Here is a 23,653-nt window from a genome sequence, read left to right as displayed (position 1 = left end):
ACCGAGGGAGGCCTTGGCGGGCCCGGGTACGCTTCGTCCATGAACGTGCTGATCCGGGTGCTGACCACCGCCGTGGCGCTGTGGGTGGCGACCGTGCTGGTGAGCGGGGTGGACGTGACGGCCGGCGGCACGGCCGAGCAGGCCGGCACGCTGCTGGTGGTGGCGGTGATCTTCGGCCTGGTGAACGCGTTCATCAAGCCGGTGATCAAGACCCTGGGCTGCGCGTTCTACGTGCTGACGCTGGGACTGTTCGCGCTGGTGGTCAATGCCGCGCTGCTGGCGCTGGCCGGCTGGGCGGCCGGGGAGCTGGACCTGCCGTTCCGCGTCGAGTGGTTCTGGCCGGCGTTCTGGGGCGCGATCATCGTCGGCGTGGTGAGCTGGCTGTTGAACCTGGTACTCACCGACGACTGACCCCGCCGCCGGACCGCCCGCACCGGCTCCACCTGCCGCGATAGGCTCGACCGACCCCTTTTCGGGCAGGGCCGAGGAAGCGGAGGGACGATCGTGATCAAGGTTGGGGTGCTGGGCGCGCGGGGCCGGATGGGGGCCGAGGTGTGCCGGGCCGTGGAGGGCGCCGACGACCTGGAGCTGGTCGCCGCCGTCGACCAGGGCGACGCGCGGGAGGCGCTGACCGCCGCCGAGGTCGTCGTGGACTTCACCCACCCCGGCGTGGTCATGGACAACCTGCGCTGGTGCGTCGAGCAGGGCCTGCACACCGTCGTCGGCACCAGCGGGTTCGGCCCCGAGCGGGTGGCCGAGGTGCGTTCCTGGCAGGAGGCCCACCCCGGCGGCAACGTGCTCATCGGCCCCAACTTCGGCATCGGTGCCGTGCTGATGATGGACTTCGCCCGCCGCGCCGCGCCGTTCTTCGAGTCCGTCGAGATTGTCGAGCTGCACCACCCGAACAAGGCCGACGCCCCCAGCGGCACCGCCCACCGCACCGCCGAGCTGATCGCCGAGGCCCGCGCCGCGGCCGGCGCCGGCCCCTCTCCGGACGCCACCACCTCCGAGCTCGACGGGGCCCGCGGCGCCGATGTCGAGGGCGTGCGGGTGCACGCCGTCCGGCTGGCCGGCCTGATCGCCCACCAGGAGGTGCTGCTGGGCGGCCACGGGGAGGTCTTCACCCTCCGGCACGACTCGATGAACCGCGAGTCGTTCATGCCCGGCGTATTGCTGGCCGTCCGCCGGGTGGCCGGTCTGCCCGACCGCCTCACCGTCGGCATCGAGTCGCTGCTGGGCCTGTGAGACCGCCGCTGAGCCTGGCCGCCGAGCCCTGGGAGTACCTCGGCGCGGACGAGGCGATCGACGTCGAGCACGAGCTGATCGTCTCGGCCGCCGCGACCCTGCGCACCGGCGACGACGTCGCCTTCGCGCGGGCTGCCTTCGAACTCGTCCGCGACGAGGTCGCCCACTCCCTGGACGCCGGGGACCGCCGCGTCACCTGGCGCGCCTCCGACGTGCTGCGCGAACGCACCGGCCTGTGCTACGCCAAGGCGCACCTGTACGTGGCGCTGCTGCGGGCGGGGGGAGTGGAGGCGGGGCTGTGTTACCAGCGCCTGACCGACGGCTCGTCGTTCTTCCTGCACGGCCTGGCGGCCGTCCTGCTGGAGGACCACTGGGTCCGCCTCGACCCGCGCGGCAACAAGCCGGGCATCGACGTGGAGTTCTCCGCCACCGAGGATCGTCTCGCCTACACGGCGCGCCCCGAACTCGGCGAGATCGACCACCTGACCGTCTACGCCACCCCTGTCCCCGCCGTGCTGAGAGCCCTGCGGACGCATGACGACTGCCTCGCGATGTGCGAGCAGGGCGGCCTGCCGGCTTCGCTGGACGGCTGAGCGCACCGCTCTTGCCTCGGTCGCCCGGCGCGTCCACCTCACTGCTGCGAGGCTGGGACCAGGGGCTGACGGCGGGCGAGTGGATCGGACTCGCGCTGCGCCTCCTCGGCCCCGTCCTGCCGAGCCTGGCCGTCCTCACCCTCCGGGGCCGTATCCGACGTTGAGGAGAACTCGCCGATGGAACCATCGTTCGCCCGCGCCGTGTGGCGGGTCATGGAGCCCGTGCACGCCGTCACCTACTTCGCCGACGAGTGCGTCGAGGCCAACCGTGCGGTGGGCCTGCGCGGCTACTGGATGGGCTATTTCGGCTCGCGTGCGGCCCCGCTCGGTCCCGTCCCGGCCGGTGTGGTCGAGGCGACCTTCTACAACTTCCACCCGGCGATGGTGCGCCGGGCGATCCCGGACGCCTGGGGCTTCGCCGAGCCCGCCGCGATCCTGCAGGCCCGCGCCGAGGCCGCCGCCAAGGCGCTGCGCCGGCTCGCCCCCGGCGTGGACGAGGCCGCCGCGGCGCTCAACCCGGGCCTGGCCGCGGCGATCGAGGCCGCCGACACGCCGGGCCGTCCCCTGTTCGGCGCCAACCGCGACCTGCCCATGCCCGAGGACCCCGTGCAGGCGCTCTGGCAGGCTGCCACGACGCTGCGCGAGCATCGCGGGGACGGGCACGTCGCCCTGCTGGCTGCCGAGGGCCTGGACGGTTGCGCGGTCCACGTCCTGCTGTCGGCGGCGGAGGGCGTCCCCGCCGAACTGCTGCAGCGGACCCGGGCCTGGTCGGCCGAGGACTGGGCGGCGGCGGTCACCCGGCTGGCCGAACGCGGTCTGGTGACCGCCGAGGGCGCCGTCACCGAGGCCGGGCGGGCGCTGCGCGCGAGCATCGAGGCCCGCACCGACGAGCTGGCCGTGGACCCCTACCGGGTGGTGCCCGATCCGGACGGGCTGGTCGCCCTGCTGGGCGCGCTGGCCCGTGACGTCGCCCCGGCCATCGGCTTCCCCAACCCCATGGGCCTGCCGCGTCCGGCCTGAGCGGCGGCCTGAGCGGCGGCCTGGGCGGCGCGGCCTGGGCGGCGGCCTGGGCGGCGCGGCCTGGGCGGCGGCCTGGGCGGCGGCCTGGGCGGCGGTCAGGGCGGGACGAAGCCGTGGCGGTGCAGGACGGGCCGGGCCTGGGCGGAGGTCAGCCAGGTGAACAGGGTCCGGGCGGCCTCGGGATGGTCGCTGTTGAGGACGGGGGCGGCCGGGTAGGCGACGGTCACGTTCTGGTCGGCGGGGATGGGGACGCTGCTGGCCGCGGCGCCGGCCGAGCGCATGTCGGTGATGTAGACGATCCCCGCGTCCGCCTCGCCGGTGCGGACCCGGGTGAGCACCGCGCGGGCGCTGATCTCCTCGGAGGACGCCCGCACGGTCAGGCCCTCCTTGGCCGTGATCTGGCGCGCGTACCGGCCCACGGGCGTCGTCGACGAGCCGAGGACGACCCGCAAGCCGGGGCGGATCAGGTCGGTGACGCCGTGGATCTCCCGGGGATTGCCGGGGGCGACCGCGATCGTCATCGAGTTGCGCGCGACGATCCGTCGGGCGCCTACGTACTTGGCCGCCGTCTGCATGGCGGTCTCGTCGCCGGTCACCAGCACGTCGGCGCGCTGCCGCTCCCGCAGGCGCTCGACCAGCTCGGGCGAGCCGCCGAAGACCAGCCGCACCTTGACCCCGTGGGAGCGCCCGTACACCGCGCCCAGCTCGGTGAACACCTCCGTCAGGGAGGGCGGGGCGAACACGGTCAGCGTCACCGGCGCGGAGGATTCGCCGCATCCCGCGACGGCCGGGGCGAGCAGTAGGACGCCGGCGCACGCGGCGAGACGGCGCAGCAGAGGGCGAAGAGGCATATGTGGTGATCATAGGGCCGAGGTCGTGTTTCGCCGGTGCGTTGTCGGTGGCCCGTCATAGGGTCCTGGGTGTCCGATGACTTCCCCCGGAGGCCCGACGATGTCCCTCGACCTGATGGAGCTGCTGCCCGCCGACTGGCGCGAGCGGCTCGACCCGCTGCTCGACCCCCTGGCCACGGCCGCGCTCGGCGCGTTCGTCGAGGCCGAGTACGAGCGGCATACGGTCTATCCGGCGCGGGAGGACCTGTTCAACGCCTTCCGGCGGTGCCGCTACGACGACGCCCGCGTGTTGATCCTCGGCCAGGACCCCTACCACGGCCCCGGCCAGGCGCACGGGCTCAGCTTCAGCGTGCGTGAGGGCGTCAGGCTGCCGCCGTCGCTGCGCAACATCTACAAGGAGCTGGCGGCGGACCTGGAGGTGCCGGTCGCCAAGAGCGGCGACCTGACGCCCTGGGCGGCGCAGGGCGTGCTGCTGCTCAACGCGGTGCTGACGGTCCGGGCGGGCGAGGCGGGCTCCCACGCGGGCAAGGGCTGGGAGGAGTTCACCGACGCCGCCATCACCGCCCTGAACGCCAAGGACGAGCGGGTGGTGTTCGTGCTGTGGGGGGCCTACGCGCGCAAGAAGGCCCGGCTGGTGACCAACCCCGCCCACGTGGTGATCGAGTCGGCGCACCCCAGCCCGTTGAGCGCCAAGAAGTTCTTCGGCACCCGCCCGTTCAGCGCCGTCAACAAGGCGCTGACCGACGCGGGCCTGCCCGAGATCGACTGGGCACTGCCGGCGTGACCGTCGCGGCCGATGGGCTCCCCCGGACGGGGGAGCCCATCGGTCCTGTGGCGGGAGGCCCACGCGGGTACGGGCGTGCAGGCTGGTGGCATGACCACCACGACACATGCCGTACCGCAGGCGCCCGCCGCGCCCCGTGACCGGCGACGGATTCGGACCGCACGGCTGGCCGCCTGCTACCTGACCATCGCCGCCTGTGTCCCCTACCTGACCCTCAAGATCGCCTGGCTGGGCGGCGGCACCGTCGGGTGGAAGGACCCGGCGGAGGCCGAGGGCTCCGCGCTGTACGTGGCCAACGCGATCACGCTGGGCATGGACGCGCTGGCCGCCGTGGTGGCGCTGACGTTCACCTATCGCTGGGGGCGGCACGTCCCGGCGTGGCTGGTGCTCACGCCGATCTGGGTGGGGGTCGGGCTGCTGGCCCCGATCGCGCTGAGCGCCATGCCGGTCGTGGTGATCGAGTCCCTCACCGGCCCGGCGGGCGTGGGAGGCTCCGAAGCGGGGCTGGAGGGCTGGGTGTACGCCATGGTCTACGGCGGCTTCACCCTCCAGGCCGCCGGGTTGGCGGCGGCGTTCACGCTGTACGCCCGGGACCGCTGGGCGGACCTGTTTCGGCTGGGGACCGCCGAGCTGGCCCAGGGGAGGACCAGGCCGCTGCAAGCCGTGCTGGCCGTTGCCGCCGCCGTCCTGGTCGCCGGCTACGCCGCCGTCCAGCTGTACTGGGCGTTCGGTGGCACGGCCGGGATCGCCGAGGAGTCCGCCGCGGTCCGGACGGCGACGGCCTCCCTGGTCAACGGAGTGTGGGCGGTCATGGCACTGGCGGGTGCCGGCGGCCTGCTGACGCTGGTGTACCGCCGGGGGAGCGGCCCGCTGTGGCGCCCGCTGGCCGCCGCCTGGGTCGGCTCCGGATCCGTCTTCGCTTGGTCGCTGTACGGGCTGGTGGTCGTCTTGGGGCAGCCGGGCGGCCTGGGCGAGCAGAGCACCGTGCTGAACGACTACACACTGCTGTTCGGCCTGCTCGCCGGGCTGTTGATGGGCCTGACCGGGGCCGTCCTGCTGACCGACCGGGAGGAGACCGGGCGGCGCCCCTAGAGCGCCAGGCCGACGGCCAGCAGGGTGCCGTAGGCGACCTGCAGGCGTCCCGTCTCGCCCAGCACCGGGATCAGCGCGGCGCCCTTGGCTCCCTGCATCACCTTCTGCGTGGGCGGCAGCGACAGCGGCGTGGCCAGCAGCGCCAGCAGCACCCACGGGCGCGGGGCGGCCATGGCCAGGGCGATGGGGAACGGCAGGGCCGTGCACGCGGCGTACAGGATCCGGGTGCGCGGCCCGCCGAGCAGGACGGCCAGGGTCCGCTTGCCGGACTCGGTGTCGGTGGGGACGTCGCGCAGGTTGTTGGCCACCAGCAGCGCGCACGCCAGCAGCCCGATCGGCACCGCCGCCGCCCACGCCTCCCACGGCACCCGCTCGAGCTGCACGTAGACGGTGCCCACCACGGCCACCAGCCCGAAGAAGACGAACACCGAGACCTCGCCCAGCGCCCGATAGCCGTAGGGGTTCTTGCCGCCGGTGTAGAACCAGGCGGCAACGATGGCGGCGGCGCCGACCAGCAGCAGCCACCAGGTCGTCACCGCGGCCAGCACCAGCCCGGCGACGGCGGCGACCAGGAAGCAGCCCAGCGCGGCGGCCAGCACGCTGCGGGGCCGGGCCGCCCCGGAGCCGACCAGCCGCAGCGGGCCAACCCGCGCGTCGTCAGTGCCGCGGATGCCGTCGCTGTAGTCGTTGGAGTAGTTGACCCCGACCTGCAGCGCCAGGGCGACGATCCCGGCCAGCCCGGCGCGCCACCACACGGCGTGGCCCGCGCCGACGGCGACACCGGTGCCGGCGATGACCGGGACCAGGGAGGCGGGCAGGGTGCGGGGACGGGATCCGGCGATCCACTGCGCAAGCGTGGCCACCGATCACGCTCCGATCTCGTGCGTTGTCATGGGGTCTGATTCTTCCCGATGCGGCGCGCCGTCCGGGCGCAGCCGCAGGCTCATCGCCAGGCCCAGCGTGAGGACGGCGGAGGTGGCCAGCATGGCGTCCCGGGTGGCGGCGGCCAAGCTCTCACCGGCGGCCTGAGCCTCGATCCGCGCCCCCGGCGTGCGGTGCAGGTCGCGGGCGTACGTGCCGGCGCTCTTGCGCAGCTCGTGGACGACGGCGGCCTGCCGGTCGGCGGGCAGCGCCGTCCGCTCCAGCCGGTCGGCCATCTGGCGGCCGAGGCCGGTGGCGAACACGGTGCCGATGAGCGCGATGCCCAGCGCCGCGCCGAGCTGGCGCGACGTCGACTGGGTGCCGGAGGCCTGCCCGGCGTGGGCGGGCGGGACGTCGGCCAGGCACACGCTGGTCAGCTGCGCGGAGGCCAGGCCTAGCCCGACCCCGTAGGTCAGCATCCACGGGGCCAGCCCCCAGCCGCCGGTGGTGGCCGTCAGGGTCAGCCCGATCGCCAGCACCGCGACGACCTCCAGCGCCAGGCCCAGCCGCACCACCTGGTGGGCGCCCCGCCGGGCGGCCAGCCGTCCCGCGAACGGCCCGGCCAGGAACGCGCCCACGGCCAGCGGCAGGATGGCCACACTGATCTGCAGGGGCGAGTCGCCGTGCACCCCCACCAGGAACAGCGGCAGCACGAACAGCAGTCCCAGCTCGCCCACGCTGACCAGCCCGGCGGTCAGGTTCCCCTGGCGGAAGGACGCGATCCGCAGCAGCGCCGGATCCAGCATCACCGGCCGCCCGGCCGCGCTGCGCGCCCGTTCGACCACGGCCAGGGCGGCGAGCAGCACGACTCCGAGGAACAGCGCCACCGGCACCGGCGAGAGCCCGCCCAGCGGCCAGTCGAACGGCCCGAGGCCGAACGGCCGCAGCGGCGTCCACCAGCCGTACCAGGGGCCCTCGATGATCCCGCAGACCAGCGCGCCCATGCCCAGCATGGCCAGCGCCCCGCCGGCCCAGTCGACGCCGCGCACCTGCGGCTGCCGGGTCTCGGGCATGAACGCCAGCGCCCCGGCGATCAGCGCCAGCCCCAGCGGCAGGTTGATCCCGAACGCCCAGCGCCAGCTCAGCGAGGTTGCGATCGCGCCGCCCAGCAGCGGGCCCAGCGCGGCCATCCCGCCGATCAGCGATCCCCAGATCCCGAAGGCGACGGCCCGCTCCCGCCCGGTGAACATCGCGTTCACCGTGGACAGCGTGGCCGGCATGATCATCGAGGCGCCGACGCCCTGCAGCGCCCGGGCGGCCACCAGCGAGGTGCCACCCGGTGCCGCCGCCGCCAGCAGGCTGGCAGCCATGAACACCGCCACCCCCAGCAGGAACATCCGGCGCCGCCCGACCAGGTCGCCGGCCCGCCCGAGCGGGATCAGCAGCGCCGCGAAGACCATCGGATAGCTGGAGGTGACCCACTGGGCGTCGTCGGTGGTCAGCCCCAGCCCGTCGACCATCTGCGGGATCAGGACGTTGACGATGGTGGCGTCCACCACGATCAGCGAGACGCCCAGGCTCATGATCACCAGGGCCAGCCGGCGTCGGCGTCGGCTGGAACGCTCCGCGTCGGGTGAGGTGGAGGTGGCGGTCGCGGGCGCGCTCAATCGATCATCCTGGCTCGGGAACGTGCGGTGGGAACGTGCGAGGGGAACGTACTGGTGGACGCACGGACGGAAGGTACGTCTCCAACATAACCGCCAGGGCCGAAGGGTCTGCTCCGGCCCCTCCGCAAGGACCCCGGGCCGGGCGGCCCGGCGGCGTGCCCGGGGCGGCGGCGGAGGAGCCGTGCACAGGCGCCCAGGAATCAGTCCCGGCCGCCACCGGCGGATATATCGGTGTGCAGCCGGATCATCACGACGGGTTCGCCCATGTCCAGGGTGCGCCGGGCCCCGTCGGGCGCCCAGCCCGCCGAGCCCAGGAAGCGGCGCATCGCGGTGTCCCCCTCGAAGACCCAGGCGACCACGGTGCCGAAGCCGTCCTCGCGCAGCAGGTCGGCGGTGGCGGCCAGCAGTCGGCTGCCGTGCCCGGCGCGGCCGTGCAGCGGGTCGACCAGCAGCGTCACCAGTTCGGCGGTGACGGCCGGGTCCAGGTCGGGGTCCGTGGCGGGGGCGTGCGCGGCGAAGCCGACCACCAGGTCGGCGGAGACGGCGACCAGCAGCCGGTGCCGCGGTCCGGGCGGGGCGGTGGCGGCCTCGGTCCAGCGGTCCCGCCACACCGCCACGGCCTGCGGGCCGGTCACCTCGGCGAGCACGGCGGCCGGCAGCAGATCCCGGTAACCCTCCCGCCAGGCCCGCACCTGGATGTCGGCGACCGCCGCCGCATCCGCCCGGCGGGCGGGCCGTACGCCGACGTCGGCCATGACCGTCCTCTCCGTTGATCGTCGTGGGTGGCGGAGCCAGGCTATAGCGGATGCTCCGGAACGCGCCGTCAGGGCGTTCCGGAGCGGCGGCGGGCCCGGTACGCCCGGGTCTTGGTGCGGTTGCCGCACACCCGCATCGAGCACCAGGTGCGGGAGCGGTTCTTGGAAGTGTCCAGGAACGCCCATCGGCAGGTGTCCTGCGGGCAGACCTTCAGCCGCCGCCAGCTTCCGTCCGCCGCCGCGTCCGTGATCGCCGCCGCCAGCCCGGCCAGCGCGCCCAGTGCTCCGCCGCAGGCGGGGACGAGCGCCGGCCCGGCGGGGGTCAGCGCCACCCGCAGCGGCAGCAGGGCCAGCACGTCCTGCAGTTGCGCGGGGACGTCCTCCGCACCGGACCCGTGGTGGCCGAGCATCGCGGCGCGCAGCCCCTCGCGCAGCGCGACGGCGATGGCCAACTCCTCCTCGCCGGGGGCCGGGGAGCCGGACGCGGGCAGGCCGTGCTCGGCCAGCCACCGGCCGAGCCCGTCCGGGGCGGCGAGCGCATCGGTGGAGCTGTCCATATCGAGCGTGTTGACGAAGTCCCGCAGGAGCAGGGCGGCGTCCGAGCCGGTCACCCCTCCATCGTAATGACACGGCATATCGCGATCACCGGTTATGCGGTCGAGCGCTACGTCATCGTGGCCAGCGCCCGGGCCAGCCGCCGGACCCCTTCGGCCAACTCGGCCTCCGAGGCGGCCATCCCGAAGCTGATCCGCAGATGGGGGCCGTCGGGCTCGGCCGGGAAGCAGGGGCGTCCCGGGTTCACCAGGACCCCTTCCCGCCATGCCGCCTCCACCAGCGTCGTCTCGTCCACCCCGTCTGGCAGCCGGACCCACAGGTACATCCCGCCGCCGGGCGGCTCGAACCGCAGCTCCGGCAGCTCACGGGCCAGTGCGGCGGCGAGCGCGTCCCGCCGGTCGCGCAGCGCGGTGCGCACCGTCCGCCGATGGCGCTCCCACGCCGGTGAGCTGACCAGCTCCAGCGCCGTCTCCTGGAGATGACGGGACGGGAAGAAGGAGTCCACCACCTGGACGGCGCGCAGCCGCTCGGCCACCGGCCCGCGGGCCGTCAGCGCCGCGATCCGCAGGCTCGGCGCACTCGCCTTGGTCAGCGAGGCGATGTGCACCACCCGGCCGTCCGGGTCGTCGGCGGCCAGCGGGGCGGGAGCGGGCTCGACGCCGAGGTGCCGCGCGAAGTCGTCCTCGACGACGAACGCCCCGGCGGCCCGGGCCACCGCCAGCACCTGGCGGCGCCGCTCGCCCGTCAGCACCGCCCCGGTCGGGTTCTGGAACGTGGGCTGGCAGTAGAACACCCGTGCGCCCGTCATCGCGAATGCGTCCGCGAGCAGGTCGGGCCGTACCCCCTCGTCGTCCACCGGCACCGGCACCGTGTGCAGCCCGGCCGCCCGCGCCACCGCCAGCGCCCCCTGGTAGGTGGGCGACTCCACCAGCAGCGGGGCACCCGGCGGCAGCAACGCGCGCAGCGCGATCGTGATGGCGTGCTGCCCGCCGTCGGTGATCAGCACGTCCGCGGGGGTGATCTGGCCGCCGATCGCGCGGGCGAACCAGGTGCGCAACCCGTCGATCCCGGCCAGCGGCGGCCGTTCCCAGGCGTCCGGCCGCCGTGCTGCCCGGGCCGCCGCCGTCGCCAGGGCCTGCAGGGGCTGCAGGGACGCCAGCAGGTAGCCGCAGCCCAGCGGGATGATGCCCTCGGGCGGTGCGGTGAGCAGCCCGGTCAGGCCCGCCGGGTCCACCGTCCGGTCGCCCAGCGCGACGGCCTGCCAGCCGTGGTCGGCCGGCCGCGGGGCCCGCGCCGGGCGGGGGCGCTCGGCGACGAACGTGCCGCTGCCGGGCCGGGTGACCACCAGTCCCTCGGCCGCCAGCCGGGCCAGCGCCCGGGACACCGTGACCGGGCTGACCCGGTGCCGCTCCACGATCGCCCGGCTGGAGGGCAGCCGCTGGCCGGGACGCAGCCGGGCTACCTCACCGCGCAGCAGATCGGCAAGAGTGGCGATACTGCTATCCTGAATCATGAAAAATGAGGATAGCGCTACTGAGTCTCGGCCGATAGCGCTCGGCGGGCTCGGCGGGGCTGGGCAGGCCGCGCTCGGTGTACTGGTCTTCTCCTTCTCGCTGCCCGCCACGGTCTACGCGCTCGACGGTCTCGACCCGTACCTCATCGGCGTGGGCCGCGCCGTCGTGGCCGCGCTGCTGGGCGCCGTCGCGCTGGCCGCCGTCCGGGCCCGCCCCCCGGCCCTGCGGTACTGGCCGGGACTGCTGGCGGTCGGGTTCGGCGTCGTCTTCGGCTTTCCGGTGCTGTCCACGCTCGCCCTCGACCACGGCGCCTCGGCCGCGCACGGCGCCGTGCTGATCGGGTTGCTGCCCGCTGCCACCGCGATCTTCGCGGTGCTGCGCACCCGCGAGCGCCCCTCCCCGGCGTTCTGGGCCGCCGCCGCGGTGGGCGCACTGACCATCACCGCCTTCACCCTGGCCGAGGGCGGCGGCACCGCCACCGTGGCCGACCTGCTGCTGGTGGGCGCGCTGGTCACCGCGGCCTACGGCTACGCCGAGGGCGGGCGACTGGCCCGCGAGATGCCAGGCTGGCGGGTGATCTCCTGGGCGCTGGTGCTGGCGGCGCCGGTCTCGGTCCCGGTGACCGCCGTGCTGCTGGCCACCACCGAGCAGGAGTGGACGGCCAGGTCGGTGATCGGGTTCGGCTATGTGTCCGCCTTCTCGATGTTCCTGGGCTTCTTCGCCTGGTACGCGGGGATGGCCCGAATCGGGGTGGCCAAGGCGGGCCAGTTTCAGCTCGCCCAGCCGATCCTCACGCTGGCCTGGTCGACCTGGCTGCTGGGCGAGCGGCTCGGCGGCGCCACCTGGCCGGCCGCGATCATCGTGGTGGCCTGTGTCGCCTGGACGCAGCGGGCCCGCGTGCGGACCGCGCCCGCTGTTCCCGCCCGCCCGGTAGACGTGGCCTCCCGCTGACTCCGCACGTGAACTGAACGGCGCCGCCGCGCGTCCCAAGATCGAAGGCCGAGCTGGGGGGTGCGCCTGACATGCGGTGGGTACGCCGGTTGGCGCGGGCGGCGGGCTGGGCCGCGCTCTACGCGCTGGGGCTGCTGGGTGTCTTCCTCGCGCAGATCTGGCTGTACTGGCAGCACGAGCCCCGCTCCGCGGGGACGTCCGCCAACGCGCTGTGGGCCCGCCACCAGTGGGTGGGGGAGCCGCACACCGAGGCCGAGTACCGGGCGCTGGGAGACCTGCTGAGGCGCAACCGGATCACCGACGTGTTCTTCCACGCCGGCCCGTTCGAGGCCGACGGCGGTGTCCCGCCCGCCAAGTACGCCAACGCGGCGGCGCTGATCCGGGCGATGCGCGAGCACGCCCCCGGCGTCCGGGCCCAGGCCTATCTCGGGCAGATCCGCGAGGTCGAGGGCCACGGGATCATCGACCTGGACGACCCGGCGGTGCGGGACCGGGTCCTGCAGACCGACCGGATCTTCCTGGACCTGGGATTCGACGGCGTCCACTACGACTTCGAGCCGATCTACCCCGACGACGAGGCGTTCCTGGACCTGCTCCGGCGCACCCGGGAGCTGACCCGCTCCCGGGGCCGGCTGCTGTCGGTGGCCATCGAGCAGCTCACCCTGGCCGACTTCATGCAGCCGGTCTACCGGGCGGTGCTGCCCCGCGGCTGGAACGGGACGGTGCACTACCCGCCACGGCCCACCGAGGAGTACCTGCGGCGGATCGCCGACCTGTCCGACCAGGTCGCCATCATGACCTACGACGTGTCGCTGCCGACCAGGTCCCTGGTGGGGCGGTACTTCGCCGGGCACACCGAACGGACGTTGCGGCTCATCGGGGACCGCACCACGGTGTTCATCGGGGTGCCCACCTACCGGCCGCTGATGGGCTGGGCCGAGGACCTGCCGGTCGCGCTGCGCGGCGTACGGCAGGGCCTGGACGCCCTCGACCGGCCCCCCGCCAGGCCCCACGGGGTGGGGATCTACGCCGAGTGGACCACCGACGAGCGGGAGTGGCTGCGTTACCGCGCCGATTGGCTGACCGCCGGGGAATAAAACCTTGGCTGAGCCGTTACCATGCTTGTAACGTTCCCAAACGTACGTTCCCCCAGGTCAAAGCAGTGTCATGGTCGGGTCCGCAGCGGGGTAGACCCCCGGGCGGATCAGCGGTCGATGGGGGTCGGCGGCCGGTCGGACAGAGGGCGCAGTCAACGGCTGCGGGAGTGAGGTGGAGACAGATGGACAGCACCACCGCCCAGGTGACCCATCGGCTCGGTGAGCTGTCGGCGGAGTTCTCCGGATGGCGGATAGGCCGGGGCGGCTCCGGGCACTGGTGGGCCGTGCGCGGCAACGAGCTGGTGCGCACCCGCAACGTCGACGAGTTGCGCGCCCGTCTGCACGAGCTGACCTCCTCCGGCGCCCCGGGCCAGGGCTGACCCAGGGCCGCCCGCGCCCGCCGTCCCGGTGGGGGCGTGGGGCGGCGGATGCCCGTGTTACTCAATCGAGTCCGGAAAAGTGCTCCGGATTCCCGCCGTAACGAGGCTTTTGCGTGTCACGATGTCGGGGTAGACGCTGCGGCTGTACGTACCCCCGAGCGCACAGCCGCAGCGTCTCTCCATGCCCGCAGCCCCCGCCGGGCCCCAGCGCAGGCCGGCCGAGGGCACGGCTCCCTTTCCCCCCAGTGACATGCGGACCTGCGGGAGCGCCGTAACCGGTCGGACCGGTAGCGTTCAGGTCATGGCACCCAGCACTACAAGTGACGCTCCGTTCGGGCGGATGCTGACCGCGATGGTCACTCCGATGGCCGCCGACGGAGCCGTGGACTACGACGGCGCCGCCCGGCTGGCCGCGTATCTGGTCGACGAGCAGCGCAACGACGGCCTGGTCGTCAGCGGCACGACAGGGGAGTCCCCGACGACCAGCGACGAGGAGAAGGACCGGCTGCTGCGCGCGGTGATCGAGGCGGTGGGCGACCGCGCCACGGTCGTGGCCGGCGTGGGCACCAATGACACCGCCCACACGGTGGAACTGGCCCGGCACGCCGAGCGGGCCGGGGCGCACGGGCTGCTGGTTGTCACGCCCTACTACAACAAGCCGCCCCAGGAGGGCCTGCTGGCCCACTTCACCGCGGTCGCCGATGCCACCGGGCTGCCCAACATGCTCTACGACATCCCGGGCCGCGCGGGTGTGGCGATCCACACTGAGACGCTGCTGCGCCTGGCCGAGCACCCCCGGATCACGGCGGTCAAGGACGCCAAGGGCGACCTGTTCGCCGGCTCCCAGGTGATGGCGGGCGGCGGCCTGGCCTTCTACTCCGGCGACGACAACCTGAACCTGCCGTGGCTGTCGGTGGGGGCCGCCGGGTTCGTCAGCGTGATCGGACATGTCGCCGGAGCCGACCTGCATGAGATGATCGAGGCATACCGTGCCGGCGACACCGGCCGGGCGCTGGCGATCCACCGCCGGCTGCTGCCCGTCGTCGCCGCGATCATGACCCGTACGCAGGGCGCCATCGCCGTCAAGGCGGCACTCGGCCTGCTGGGCCAGCCGGGCGGCCCACTGCGACCGCCGCTGGTGCCGGCGACGCCGGAGTTCACGGCGCAACTGCGCGAAGACCTAGCACAAGGGGGAATCAAGGTGCCGGAGGTTGATACGTGACCCATCCTCACCCCGAGCTTTCCAGCCCGCCGGCCCTGCCGCAGGACGGACTGCGCGTCGTCGCGCTCGGCGGTCTCGGGGAGATCGGCCGTAACATGACGGTGTTCGAGTTCGGCGGGCGGCTGCTGATCGTCGACTGCGGGGTGCTGTTCCCCGAGGAGGAGCAGCCCGGGATCGACCTGATCCTGCCGGACTTCGACTACATCAGGGACCGGCTCGACGACGTGGAGGCCGTGGTCCTCACCCACGGCCACGAGGACCACATCGGCGGGGTGCCCTTCCTGCTGCGTGAACGCCCCGACATCCCGCTGGTGGGCTCCCGGCTCACCCTGGCGCTGATCGAGGCCAAGCTCACCGAGCACCGCATCAGGCCGGTCACCATCGGTGTGGCCGAGGGGGACCGGCGCCCGTTCGGCCCGTTCGACCTGGAGTTCCTGTCGGTCAACCACTCCATCCCGGACGCGCTGGCGGTCGCCGTGCGCACCCCGGCCGGGCTGGTGCTGCACACCGGCGACTTCAAGATGGACCAGCTGCCGCTGGACGGGCGGCTGACCGACCTGGGCGGCTTCGCCCGGCTCGGCGCCGAGGGCATCGACCTGCTGATGGCCGACTCCACCAACGCCGAGGTGCCCGGCTTCGTTACCAGCGAACGCGAGATCGGCCCGGTCATCGACGAGGTGTTCCGCACCGCGGACGGGCGGATCATCGTGGCCTGCTTCGCCTCCCACATCCACCGTGTCCAGCAGGTCCTGGACGCGGCCAATGACAGCGGGCGCAAGGTCTGCTTCGTCGGCCGCTCGATGGTGCGCAACATGGGCGTGGCCAGGGAGCTGGGCTACCTGAAGGTGCCCGAGGGCATCCTGATCGAGCAGCGGCAGATCGACGACCTCCCGCCGGACCGGCTGGTGCTGGTGTGCACCGGCTCGCAGGGCGAGCCGATGTCGGCGCTGTCGCGGATGGCCAACCGCGACCACCAGATCCGCATCACCGACCGCGACACCGTGATGCTGGCCTCCTCGCTGATCCCCGGCAACGAGACCGCCGTCAACCGCGTCATCAACGGCCTGACCCGGTGGGGCGCCCGCGTCGTGCACAAGGGCAACGCGCTGGTGCACGTGTCCGGGCACGCGGCGGCCGGCGAGCTGCTGTACGTGCTCAACCTGACCAGGCCGAGCAACTACATGCCCATCCACGGCGAGTGGCGGCACCTGAAGGCCAACGCCAGGCTGGCCGAGCTGACCGGAGTGCCCGCCGAGAACATCGTCCTCGCCGAGGACGGCCTGGTGGTGGACCTGGTCGGCGGGCAGGCGTCCATCGTCGGCGCGGTCCAGGCCGGCTACGTGTACGTGGACGGGCTGTCGGTCGGCGAGATCACCGAGACCTCCCTGAAGGACCGGCGGATCCTCGGCGAGGAGGGCTTCGTGTCCATCGTCGTCGGGGTCGACGCCGCATCAGGCAAGCTGGTGGCCGGCCCGGAGATCCACGCCCGCGGCGCGGGCATCCCCGACGAGGACTTCGACGAGGTCATGAACCGGATCGAGACGGTGCTGCGGGAGGCCGCCGCCGACGGCGTCAACGAGCCGGCCCAGCTCGGCCAGCTGATCCGCCGCACCGTCGGCCGCTGGGTCAACGAGAACTACCGCCGCCGTCCCATGATCGTCCCGGTGGTCGTCGAGGTCTGAGCCCGCCCCGCTCGGCACCGCCGAGCGCGGGCCGGGCGCCCCGGCGGCGTCCCGGCGCGCGGCGGGCCATCCGTCCGCCGCGCCGGGGCGACACGCGGGACGTGTGATGCCGGGTATTCCCTTGGGGTGCTCGTTACCCTCGTCAGCATGGCCACACGTGCGTCTGGAGGAGCCGGCGGTTCCTCGCGTACGCGCGGGAGCGCGGCGCGCAAGCCCGCGAGCAAGCCGAGCAAGCCGAGCAAGCAGGGCAAGCCGAGTAAGCCGGGCGCGGGTGGCCCGGCGCCGCGCAAACGCCCCGCCGGCGGGAGCAGGCCCCCCGCCCGCAAGGGATCCGGCCGCCCGGCCAAGGGCGGGTCCCGGCCGCGCCGGCCCGATCCGATCGGCCGGCTGATCCTCGGCTGCTTCCGCCTGCTGTTCGGGCTCTACCGGGCGCTGGCGGGCGGCGTGGGCTGGGTCTTCCGCGCCTATGGCCAGGGCGCACGCGAACTGGACGCCGAGCACCGCCGCGACGGGCTCGGGCTGGCGCTGCTCGGCGCCTCGATCGTGCTGGCCTCGGTCACCTGGTTCCGGCCCGAGGGCGCTGTCACCGTCGCCCTGGAGCAGGTCGTGCGGGGCGCCCTCGGCAAGCTCGCCATGCTGCTGCCGGTCATGGTCGCCGCCCTTGCCTGGCGGACGCTGCGGCATCCAGAGCGCAACGGGGACACCGGACGGGTGATCATCGGCGCCAGTGCACTGGCCGCCGCCGTGCTGGGCCTGATCCACCTCGGCGCGGGCACCCCGTACCCGGGGGAGGGCATGGCCCCGGTCCGCCGGGCGGGCGGCGTCGTCGGCTGGCTGGTGTCGGCCCCGCTGGAGGCGGCGCTCAGCGCCTGGGTTGCGGTGCCGTTGCTGCTGCTGCTCGGCGGCTTCGGCCTACTGGTCGTCACGGCGACCCCGGTGCACCGCGTCCCGGAACGGCTCGGCGACCTGTGGGACGTGCTGACGCTGCGCGAGCGCGGCTCGGTCCGCGAGTTCCTGGAGAGCGACGAGGGGGAGCCCGAGGAGGCCCCCAAGCCCAAGCGCAGGAAGAAGTCCGGCAAGCCGGCCGCCAAGGACGAGGAGGCCGCCGAGGACGGCCTGGAGATCGGCGAGCACACCAAGCCGTACGACACCCCGGTCCTGGAGGACCGGCCGCAGGACGAGCCGCCGGCGCGGGACCTGGCCGACGACATCTTCGAGCCGGAGCCCGAGCCGTTCCTGGAGCCGCCCGCGCCGCCGCCGCCCGCCGAGCCGCAGGTGCCCGACCCGACCCCGGCGCCGCGCCGCGCCGAGCAACTGCCGCTGTCGTCGTCGGGGGAGATCTACGAGCTGCCCGACCCGTCGGTGCTGCGCCCGGGCAGCGTGGCCAAGCCGCGCACCAAGGCCAACGACGTCGTGGTGGCCGCGCTGACCGGGGTGCTGGAGCAGTTCGACATCGACGCGCAGGTCACCGGGTTCACCCGGGGCCCGACGATCACCCGCTACGAGATCGAGCTGGGCCCGGCGGTCAAGGTCGAGAAGGTCACCGCGCTGACCAAGAACATCGCGTACGCGGTCAAGAGCGCCGATGTGCGGATCATCTCCCCGATCCCGGGCAAGTCCGCGATCGGGGTGGAGATCCCCAACGTCGACAAGGACATCGTCAGCCTGGGTGACGTGCTGCGCTCCCCGGCAGCCACCAAGGAGCAGCATCCGATGGTGGTGGGGCTGGGCAAGGATGTCGAGGGCCGCACCGTGGTGGCCAACCTGGCCAAGATGCCGCACATCCTGATCGCCGGCGCCACCGGGGCGGGCAAGTCCACCTGCATCAACGGGTTGATCACCTCGGTGCTGATGCGCGCCACCCCCGACGAGGTGCGGATGGTGCTGGTGGACCCCAAGCGGGTCGAGCTGACCATGTACCAGGGGATCCCGCACCTGATCACCCCGATCATCACCAACCCCAAGAAGGCCGCCGAGGCGCTGCAGTGGGTGGTGGGGGAGATGGACCGCCGCTACGACGACCTGGCCGCCTCGGGGTTCCGGCACATCGACGACTTCAACAAGGCGGTGCGGGCCGGGCACCTGCAGCCCCCGCCTGGCAGCGAGCGGGTCTACCAGCCCTACCCGTACATGCTGGTGATCGTGGACGAGCTGGCCGACCTGATGATGGTGGCCCCCCGCGACGTGGAGGACTCCGTCGTCCGCATCACCCAGCTGGCCCGCGCCGCCGGCATCCACCTGGTGCTGGCCACCCAGCGGCCGAGCGTGGACGTGGTCACCGGGCTGATCAAGGCGAACGTACCGTCCCGGCTGGCGTTCGCCACCTCCTCGCTGGCCGACAGCCGGGTCATTCTCGACCAGCCGGGCGCCGAGAAGCTGGTCGGGCAGGGCGACGCGCTGTTCCTGCCGATGGGTGCCAGCAAGCCGATGCGGCTGCAGAACGCCTACGTCTCCGAAAAGGAGATCCAGGGCGTGGTGGAGCACTGCAAGACCCAGATGCAGCCCGCCTACCGCGAAGACGTCACCGAGTCCGCCGGGCCCAAGAAGGAGATCGACGAGGACATCGGCGACGATCTGGACCTGCTGGTGCAGGCGATCGAACTGGTCGTCACCACGCAGTTCGGGTCCACCTCGATGCTGCAGCGCAAACTGCGGGTGGGATTCGCCAAGGCGGGCCGGCTGATGGACCTGATGGAGAGCCGCGGCATCGTCGGCCCCAGCGAGGGCTCCAAGGCACGCGATGTGCTGGTCAAACCCGATGATCTGGCGGAGGTGCTGGCTAAGCTGCGTGGCGGGGAGTGAGACTCGCTCACCGGCTCTGGGGACGATCTGAGGATTTCCTGGATGTTCCCTGAATGATGCGAAATCTTGCCCTGTTTCGAGCGCGTTGCGCATCGCCCAACGGGCATGCCGGTTTCTAGACTGGACTTCGCGGGAGCGGTAGGCGATGAAGCTCTCTTGTTCGCCGTGGTCGGCCGCCGTCGGGCCGATCTTCAAATTCCAGGAGGCTCGGCGTGAGCATCGGTGAGACCTTGGCATCCGCCCGTCAGACAGCCGGTCTCACCGTTGATCAGGTGAGCGAGCGCACCCGGATCCGGGCGACCGTGGTGCGCGGCATCGAGGGCGACGACTTCGCCTCCTGCGGGGGCGACTTCTACGCCCGCGGCCATATCCGCAGCATCGCCAAGGCGGTCGGGATCGACCCCGAGCCGCTGATCCAGGAGTACGACCGGCTGCACGGGCCGCTGGAGCCGGTGTCGGCCGTGGCGGCCTTCGAGCCGGAGATGCCGGTGAAGATCGGCGAGCGCCGTGCGCCCAACTGGAGCGCCGCCATGGCGGTGGCCCTGGTGTTGGTGCTGGTGTACGGGATCGTCCGGGTGGTGGGCGGCATCGGCGACCAGCAGAACGCCCGGCCGGTCGCCCAGCCCTCCGAGGGGCGGTCCAAGCCGCCCGCGGCCGCCTCGCCGACCGTCCGTCCCCGCGAGGACGCGGTGGCGGCGGTGCCCCGCAAGAACGTCGAGCTGAAGGTCAAAGCCGAACGGTCCAGCTGGCTCAACGTCCGCGACGAGAAGGGCCGGCAGCTGTTCAGCGGGCTGCTGGCGGCCGGCAGGTCCATGGAGTGGACCGCCAAGAAGCGCATCGAGGTGCTGATCGGCAACGGCGGCGGGGTCAAGCTCACCGTCAACGGCAAGGACCTGGGCTCGCCCGGCACCGACGGCCAGGTGCTGCGGCTCAGCTTCGGCCCCGGCGACCCCGAGGGCGCCTGACCACCTGCGCCGTCGGGACGGGAACGCAGGACCACCTGGTGACGGGACAGGGACACCGGACCACCTGGTGACGGGATGCGGGCGTAAGAGCACCTGGTGACGGCACACGGACGTAAGAGCATCTGGTGACGGCACATACCGGTGTGGAAGGTGACCACCTGGTCCGCCGGACACGCGGTGCCCACTACGGTTAGAGCATGTCTGCTCGCCGCACTGTCTCTTTGGTCACCCTCGGTTGCGCGCGCAACGAGGTCGACTCCGAAGAACTCGCCGCCCGGCTGGAGGGCGCCGGCTGGGATCTGGTCGACGACGCCGACCAGGCCGGTGTGGTGGTGGTCAACACTTGCGGCTTCATCGACGCGGCCAAGAAGGACTCCATCGACACGCTGCTGGCCGCGCACGACTCCGGCGCCAAGGTGGTGGCGGCCGGCTGCCTGGCCGAGCGGTACGGAGCCGAGCTGGCCTCCTCGTTGCCCGAGGCCGACGCTGTGCTGGGCTTCGACGACTACGCCGACATCGGCGACCGGCTCGACGACGTGCTGGCCGGGGTCCGCCGCCCGGCGCACACTCCCCGGGACCGGCGCGCCCTGTTGCCGATCACGCCGGTCGAGCGCAAGGAGTCGGCCCGGCAGGTCGCCATCCCCGGGCACGGCGAGGAACTGCCCGAGGGCGTGGCGCCCGCGTCCGGCCCGCGCGTGCTGCGGCGGCGGCTGGGCGGCGGCCCGGTCGCGCCGCTCAAGCTGGCCTCCGGCTGCGACCGGCGCTGCACGTTCTGCGCCATCCCCGCCTTCCGCGGCGCCTATGTCTCGCGCGACCCGGCCGAGGTGCTGGCGGAGGCCGGCTGGCTGGCCGGGCACGGGGTGCGGGAGCTGGTGCTGGTCAGCGAGAACTCCACCTCCTACGGCAAGGACCTGGGCGATCTGCGGGCCCTGGAGGGGCTGCTGCCGCGGCTGGCGGCCGTCGAGGGCGTCGGGCGGGTGCGACTGAGCTACCTGCAGCCCGCCGAGCTGCGGCCCGGACTGATCGACGTGTTGTGCGGCACGCCCGGCGTGGCGCCGTACTTCGACCTGTCGTTCCAGCACGCCAGCGGACCGGTGCTGCGCCGGATGCGGCGCTTCGGCGACCGGGAGGCGTTCCTGGAGCTGCTGGCCCGCATCCGCGACAAGGCTCCGGAGGCGGGCGTGCGCTCCAACTTCATCGTGGGCTTCCCCGGCGAGAGCGAGGACGACCTGGCGGAGCTGGTCGCCTTCCTGAGCGAGGCCCGGCTGGACGCGATCGGCGTCTTCGGCTACTCCAACGAGGAGGGCACCGAGGCGGCGACGCTGGACGGCAAGCTGGACGACGACGAGGTCGCCCGGCGGGTCGCCGAGGTGTCGGCGCTGGCCGAGGAGCTGACCGCGCAGCGCGCCGAAGAGCGGATCGGCTCGGCCGTGGAGGTGCTACTGGAGGAGCAGGTGGAGCCGGGCGTCTTCGAGGGCCGCGCCGCGCACCAGGCGCCCGAGGTGGACGGCACGGTGCTGGTACGGGGTGAGGGCCTGGTCGTGGGCGAGTTCGTCACCGCGACGGTGGTCGACGGCGACGGCGTCGACCTCGTGGCGGATGTCGTGGCGGATGTCGGGGTGGGCCTGGCGGCGGACGTGCCGGCGGACGCCCCGTGAGCACGGTCGGGCCCGAGCCGGCCGCCGTGCCGGGCCCGGAGCCCGCGGCCCCGCCCAGCGTCTACAACGTCGCCAACCTGCTGACGCTGGTACGCATCCTGCTGGTCCCCGTCTTCGTGTGGCTGCTGTTCGTGGACGGTACCGGCTGGCGGGTCGCGGCGTTCGTGGTGTTCGCGGTCGCCTCCGTCACCGACAAGATCGACGGGGATCTGGCCCGCAAGTACGACTTGGTCACCGACTTCGGCAAGATCGCCGACCCGATCGCCGACAAGGCGCTGACCGGGGCGGCGCTGATCGGCCTGTCGGTGCTGGGCGAGCTGTGGTGGTGGGTCACCGCGGTGATCCTGGCCCGGGAAATCGGCATCACCCTGCTGCGCCTGGTGGTGATCCGCTATGGGGTGATCCCGGCCAGCAAGGGTGGCAAGCTCAAGACCCTGCTGCAGGTGGTCGCGATCGGGCTGTTCCTGCTGCCCGGCCCGCTGGACCCGCTGCGCTGGGCGACGATGGCGGCCGCCGTGGCCGTCACCGTCGTCACGGGTGTCGACTACGTGGTGCAGGCCTGGCGCCTGCGCCGCGCCGCACTGGCCTGAGCCCGGGCCACCGGGACGGGAGGAAGGAACGGCATGCGGGTCGAGCTGGTGACGGTGGGGGACGAGCTGCTGCTCGGTGACACCGTCAACGGGAACGCCGCCTGGCTGGGACAGCGGCTGGCCGAGATCGGAGCCGAGGTCACCCGCAGCGTGGTGGTCGGCGACGAGCTGGATGTGATCATCGAGGCCGTGCGGGCGGCGCTGGAGCGGGCCGACGCGGTGGTCATCACCGGCGGGCTCGGCCCCACCTACGACGACCTGACCCGTGACGCGCTGGCCGAGGCGGCGGGCGTCCCGCTGGTCCGCGACCCGGAGCTGGAGGACCGGCTGCGGGCGCAGGCGGCCAGATCGGGGCGGGAGCTGGTGCCGATGGCGCTGCGAATGGCCGAGGTGCCCAAGGGCGCGGGCGTGCTGCCCAACCCGGCGGGCAGCGCGGCAGGGCTGCGCGTGGAGCTGCCCGGCGGTGTGGTGTACGCGCTGCCCGGGGTGCCGCACGAGATGCGCACGATCATGACCGATACGGTGCTGCCGGAGCTGGCCGCGGGCCGCACGGGCGTGCGGGCCGCGCGGCGGACGTTGCGCACCGCCGGGATCTGGGAGTCGGTGCTGGCCGAACGGCTGGCCCCGGTCGAGGCGCTGGAGGGGGTACGGCTGGCGTACCTGCCCGACCCGGCCGAGGTGAGGGTCCGCATCACCGCGACCGGCCCGGACGCCGAGGCGCTGCTGGAGCACGCCGGCGAGCTGGCCCGTGAGCTGCTCGGCCCCGCGGTCTACGGGCAGGGCGAGGAGAGCCTGGACCGGGTCGTCCACCGGCTGCTGGCCGAGCGCGCGGCGACGGTGGCGGTGGCCGAGTCGCTGACCGGTGGGCTGCTGGGGGCGGAGCTGACCGCGATGCCCGGCTCGTCGGCCACCTACGCGGGCGGTGTGATCGCCTACGCCACCCGCCTGAAGCACGAGCTGCTGGGCGTCCCGGCGGACCTGCTGGCGGCCGAGGGCGCCGTGCACCCCGGCGTCGCCGCCGCGATGGCCGCCGGGGTGCGGGACCGGCTGGGCGCCGACTACGGCCTGGCGGTGACCGGGGTGGCGGGTCCGGAGCCCCAGGGCGGGCGTCCGGTGGGCACGGTTTTCGTCGCGGTGGCCGGACCCGGCAGCGACCCGGTGGTGACGGCACCGCGGCTTCCGGTGCCCGGCACGGGCGGGCGGGTCCGTGCGCCGATCCGCCGGATGACCGTGGTGCACGCTCTTGACCTGCTGCGACGCGTACTGCAAGGGGTGGAGATCGAGGCCGGGACGGACACCGGAAGGCAAGATCGGGAAGATCGGGGCTGATTACAGCGTTACGTTCCCAGCGAACACGAAATCCTCGGTC

General features: G+C 73.4%; 23 protein-coding genes. 17 read left to right on the top strand and 6 right to left on the bottom strand.

Annotated elements, in window-relative coordinates; genetic code table 11:
• Positions 1–39: 39 nt before the first annotated feature.
• The 5 genes from C4U03_RS18615 (at position 40) to C4U03_RS18600 (ending at position 2,858) form a co-directional block, all read left to right on the top strand.
• Positions 40–411 (top strand): phage holin family protein, encoded by a 372-nt coding sequence (locus tag C4U03_RS18615; RefSeq protein WP_103939057.1) that lies wholly within the window; start codon positions 40–42, stop codon positions 409–411.
• 93 nt (positions 412–504) lie between these two features.
• The gene (gene dapB / locus C4U03_RS18610; RefSeq protein ID WP_103939056.1) at positions 505–1,245 is read left to right on the top strand and encodes a 4-hydroxy-tetrahydrodipicolinate reductase; all 741 of its coding nucleotides are present in this window, start codon (positions 505–507) and stop codon (positions 1,243–1,245) included.
• Positions 1,242–1,838, top strand: a complete 597-nt coding sequence (locus tag C4U03_RS18605) for a transglutaminase-like domain-containing protein (RefSeq protein WP_103939055.1) — start codon at positions 1,242–1,244, stop codon at positions 1,836–1,838. Before dapB ends, C4U03_RS18605 begins: the two co-directional genes overlap by 4 nt.
• 11 nt (positions 1,839–1,849) lie before the next feature.
• Positions 1,850–2,002, top strand: coding sequence for a hypothetical protein (locus tag C4U03_RS41910; RefSeq protein WP_235017953.1), 153 nt, complete (start codon positions 1,850–1,852; stop codon positions 2,000–2,002).
• Positions 2,003–2,015: 13 nt separating this feature from the next.
• Positions 2,016–2,858, top strand: coding sequence for an SCO6745 family protein (locus C4U03_RS18600; RefSeq protein WP_103939054.1), 843 nt, complete (start codon positions 2,016–2,018; stop codon positions 2,856–2,858).
• 95 nt (positions 2,859–2,953) lie between these two features.
• Here the strand turns inward: C4U03_RS18600 and modA are convergent, their stop codons facing one another.
• A complete protein-coding gene (gene modA, locus C4U03_RS18590; RefSeq protein WP_103939053.1) occupies positions 2,954–3,709 on the bottom strand; it encodes a molybdate ABC transporter substrate-binding protein in 756 nt (251 codons plus the stop codon).
• Between the two features lie 100 nt (positions 3,710–3,809).
• Between modA and C4U03_RS18585 the strand changes: the two genes are divergently transcribed.
• Positions 3,810–4,493 carry a uracil-DNA glycosylase gene (locus C4U03_RS18585; protein WP_103939052.1) on the top strand — a complete coding sequence of 228 codons (684 nt, stop codon included), beginning with the start codon at positions 3,810–3,812 and terminating at the stop codon, positions 4,491–4,493.
• Positions 4,494–4,583: 90 nt separating this feature from the next.
• Positions 4,584–5,585 (top strand): hypothetical protein, encoded by a 1,002-nt coding sequence (locus C4U03_RS18580; protein WP_103939051.1) that lies wholly within the window; start codon positions 4,584–4,586, stop codon positions 5,583–5,585.
• On the opposite strand, the gene C4U03_RS18575 is transcribed toward C4U03_RS18580, so the two are convergent.
• From C4U03_RS18575 to C4U03_RS18555, 5 genes are all read right to left on the bottom strand, one after another.
• On the bottom strand, positions 5,582–6,448 hold the full coding sequence (locus tag C4U03_RS18575) for a 1,4-dihydroxy-2-naphthoate polyprenyltransferase (protein WP_103939050.1): 867 nt from the start codon (positions 6,446–6,448) through the stop codon (positions 5,582–5,584). The genes C4U03_RS18580 and C4U03_RS18575 overlap by 4 nt on opposite strands.
• Before the next feature lie 3 nt (positions 6,449–6,451).
• On the bottom strand, positions 6,452–8,113 hold the full coding sequence (locus C4U03_RS18570) for an MFS transporter (protein WP_103939049.1): 1,662 nt from the start codon (positions 8,111–8,113) through the stop codon (positions 6,452–6,454).
• Between the two features lie 200 nt (positions 8,114–8,313).
• Positions 8,314–8,868 carry a GNAT family N-acetyltransferase gene (locus tag C4U03_RS18565; RefSeq protein ID WP_103939048.1) on the bottom strand — a complete coding sequence of 185 codons (555 nt, stop codon included), beginning with the start codon at positions 8,866–8,868 and terminating at the stop codon, positions 8,314–8,316.
• 68 nt (positions 8,869–8,936) lie between these two features.
• On the bottom strand, positions 8,937–9,479 hold the full coding sequence (locus C4U03_RS18560; protein WP_235017952.1) for a CGNR zinc finger domain-containing protein: 543 nt from the start codon (positions 9,477–9,479) through the stop codon (positions 8,937–8,939).
• Positions 9,480–9,532: 53 nt separating this feature from the next.
• Positions 9,533–10,936: an aminotransferase-like domain-containing protein gene (locus tag C4U03_RS18555; protein ID WP_200827310.1), complete on the bottom strand. Its 1,404-nt coding sequence runs from the start codon at positions 10,934–10,936 to the stop codon at positions 9,533–9,535.
• On the opposite strand from C4U03_RS18555, the gene C4U03_RS18550 reads away from it, so the two are divergent.
• The 10 genes from C4U03_RS18550 (at position 10,935) to C4U03_RS18505 (ending at position 23,613) form a co-directional block, all read left to right on the top strand.
• The gene (locus tag C4U03_RS18550; RefSeq protein ID WP_103939046.1) at positions 10,935–11,888 is read left to right on the top strand and encodes a DMT family transporter; all 954 of its coding nucleotides are present in this window, start codon (positions 10,935–10,937) and stop codon (positions 11,886–11,888) included. The two genes, C4U03_RS18555 and C4U03_RS18550, sit on opposite strands and share 2 nt — an antisense overlap.
• A gap of 71 nt (positions 11,889–11,959) precedes the next feature.
• Positions 11,960–12,985: a glycoside hydrolase family 18 protein gene (locus tag C4U03_RS18545; RefSeq protein ID WP_235017951.1), complete on the top strand. Its 1,026-nt coding sequence runs from the start codon at positions 11,960–11,962 to the stop codon at positions 12,983–12,985.
• 182 nt (positions 12,986–13,167) lie between these two features.
• Positions 13,168–13,365, top strand: coding sequence for a hypothetical protein (locus C4U03_RS18540; RefSeq protein WP_103939045.1), 198 nt, complete (start codon positions 13,168–13,170; stop codon positions 13,363–13,365).
• Between the two features lie 301 nt (positions 13,366–13,666).
• Entirely contained in the window at positions 13,667–14,587 is a 921-nt protein-coding gene (gene dapA / locus C4U03_RS18535; RefSeq protein WP_103939044.1) for a 4-hydroxy-tetrahydrodipicolinate synthase, read from the top strand.
• Entirely contained in the window at positions 14,584–16,269 is a 1,686-nt protein-coding gene (locus C4U03_RS18530) for a ribonuclease J (RefSeq protein ID WP_103939043.1), read from the top strand. The genes dapA and C4U03_RS18530 overlap by 4 nt, the downstream gene beginning before the upstream one ends.
• A gap of 147 nt (positions 16,270–16,416) precedes the next feature.
• Complete coding sequence (locus C4U03_RS18525) at positions 16,417–19,071, top strand: DNA translocase FtsK (RefSeq protein WP_103939042.1); 2,655 nt, start codon at positions 16,417–16,419, stop codon at positions 19,069–19,071.
• Positions 19,072–19,283: 212 nt separating this feature from the next.
• Positions 19,284–20,036 (top strand): helix-turn-helix domain-containing protein, encoded by a 753-nt coding sequence (locus C4U03_RS18520; RefSeq protein ID WP_103939041.1) that lies wholly within the window; start codon positions 19,284–19,286, stop codon positions 20,034–20,036.
• A 197-nt stretch (positions 20,037–20,233) separates the two neighbouring features.
• Positions 20,234–21,694 carry a 30S ribosomal protein S12 methylthiotransferase RimO gene (gene rimO, locus C4U03_RS18515; RefSeq protein ID WP_103939040.1) on the top strand — a complete coding sequence of 487 codons (1,461 nt, stop codon included), beginning with the start codon at positions 20,234–20,236 and terminating at the stop codon, positions 21,692–21,694.
• Positions 21,691–22,284 (top strand): CDP-diacylglycerol--glycerol-3-phosphate 3-phosphatidyltransferase, encoded by a 594-nt coding sequence (gene pgsA / locus C4U03_RS18510; protein WP_103939039.1) that lies wholly within the window; start codon positions 21,691–21,693, stop codon positions 22,282–22,284. Before rimO ends, pgsA begins: the two co-directional genes overlap by 4 nt.
• Before the next feature lie 33 nt (positions 22,285–22,317).
• On the top strand, positions 22,318–23,613 hold the full coding sequence (locus C4U03_RS18505; protein WP_103939038.1) for a CinA family nicotinamide mononucleotide deamidase-related protein: 1,296 nt from the start codon (positions 22,318–22,320) through the stop codon (positions 23,611–23,613).
• The last annotated feature ends 40 nt before the right edge of the window (positions 23,614–23,653 follow it).

It is taken from the genome of Thermomonospora echinospora (assembly GCF_900108175.1).
GTDB classification, from domain to species: domain Bacteria; phylum Actinomycetota; class Actinomycetes; order Streptosporangiales; family Streptosporangiaceae; genus Thermomonospora; species Thermomonospora echinospora.
This window is presented reverse-complemented; position numbering and strand designations above follow the sequence as displayed.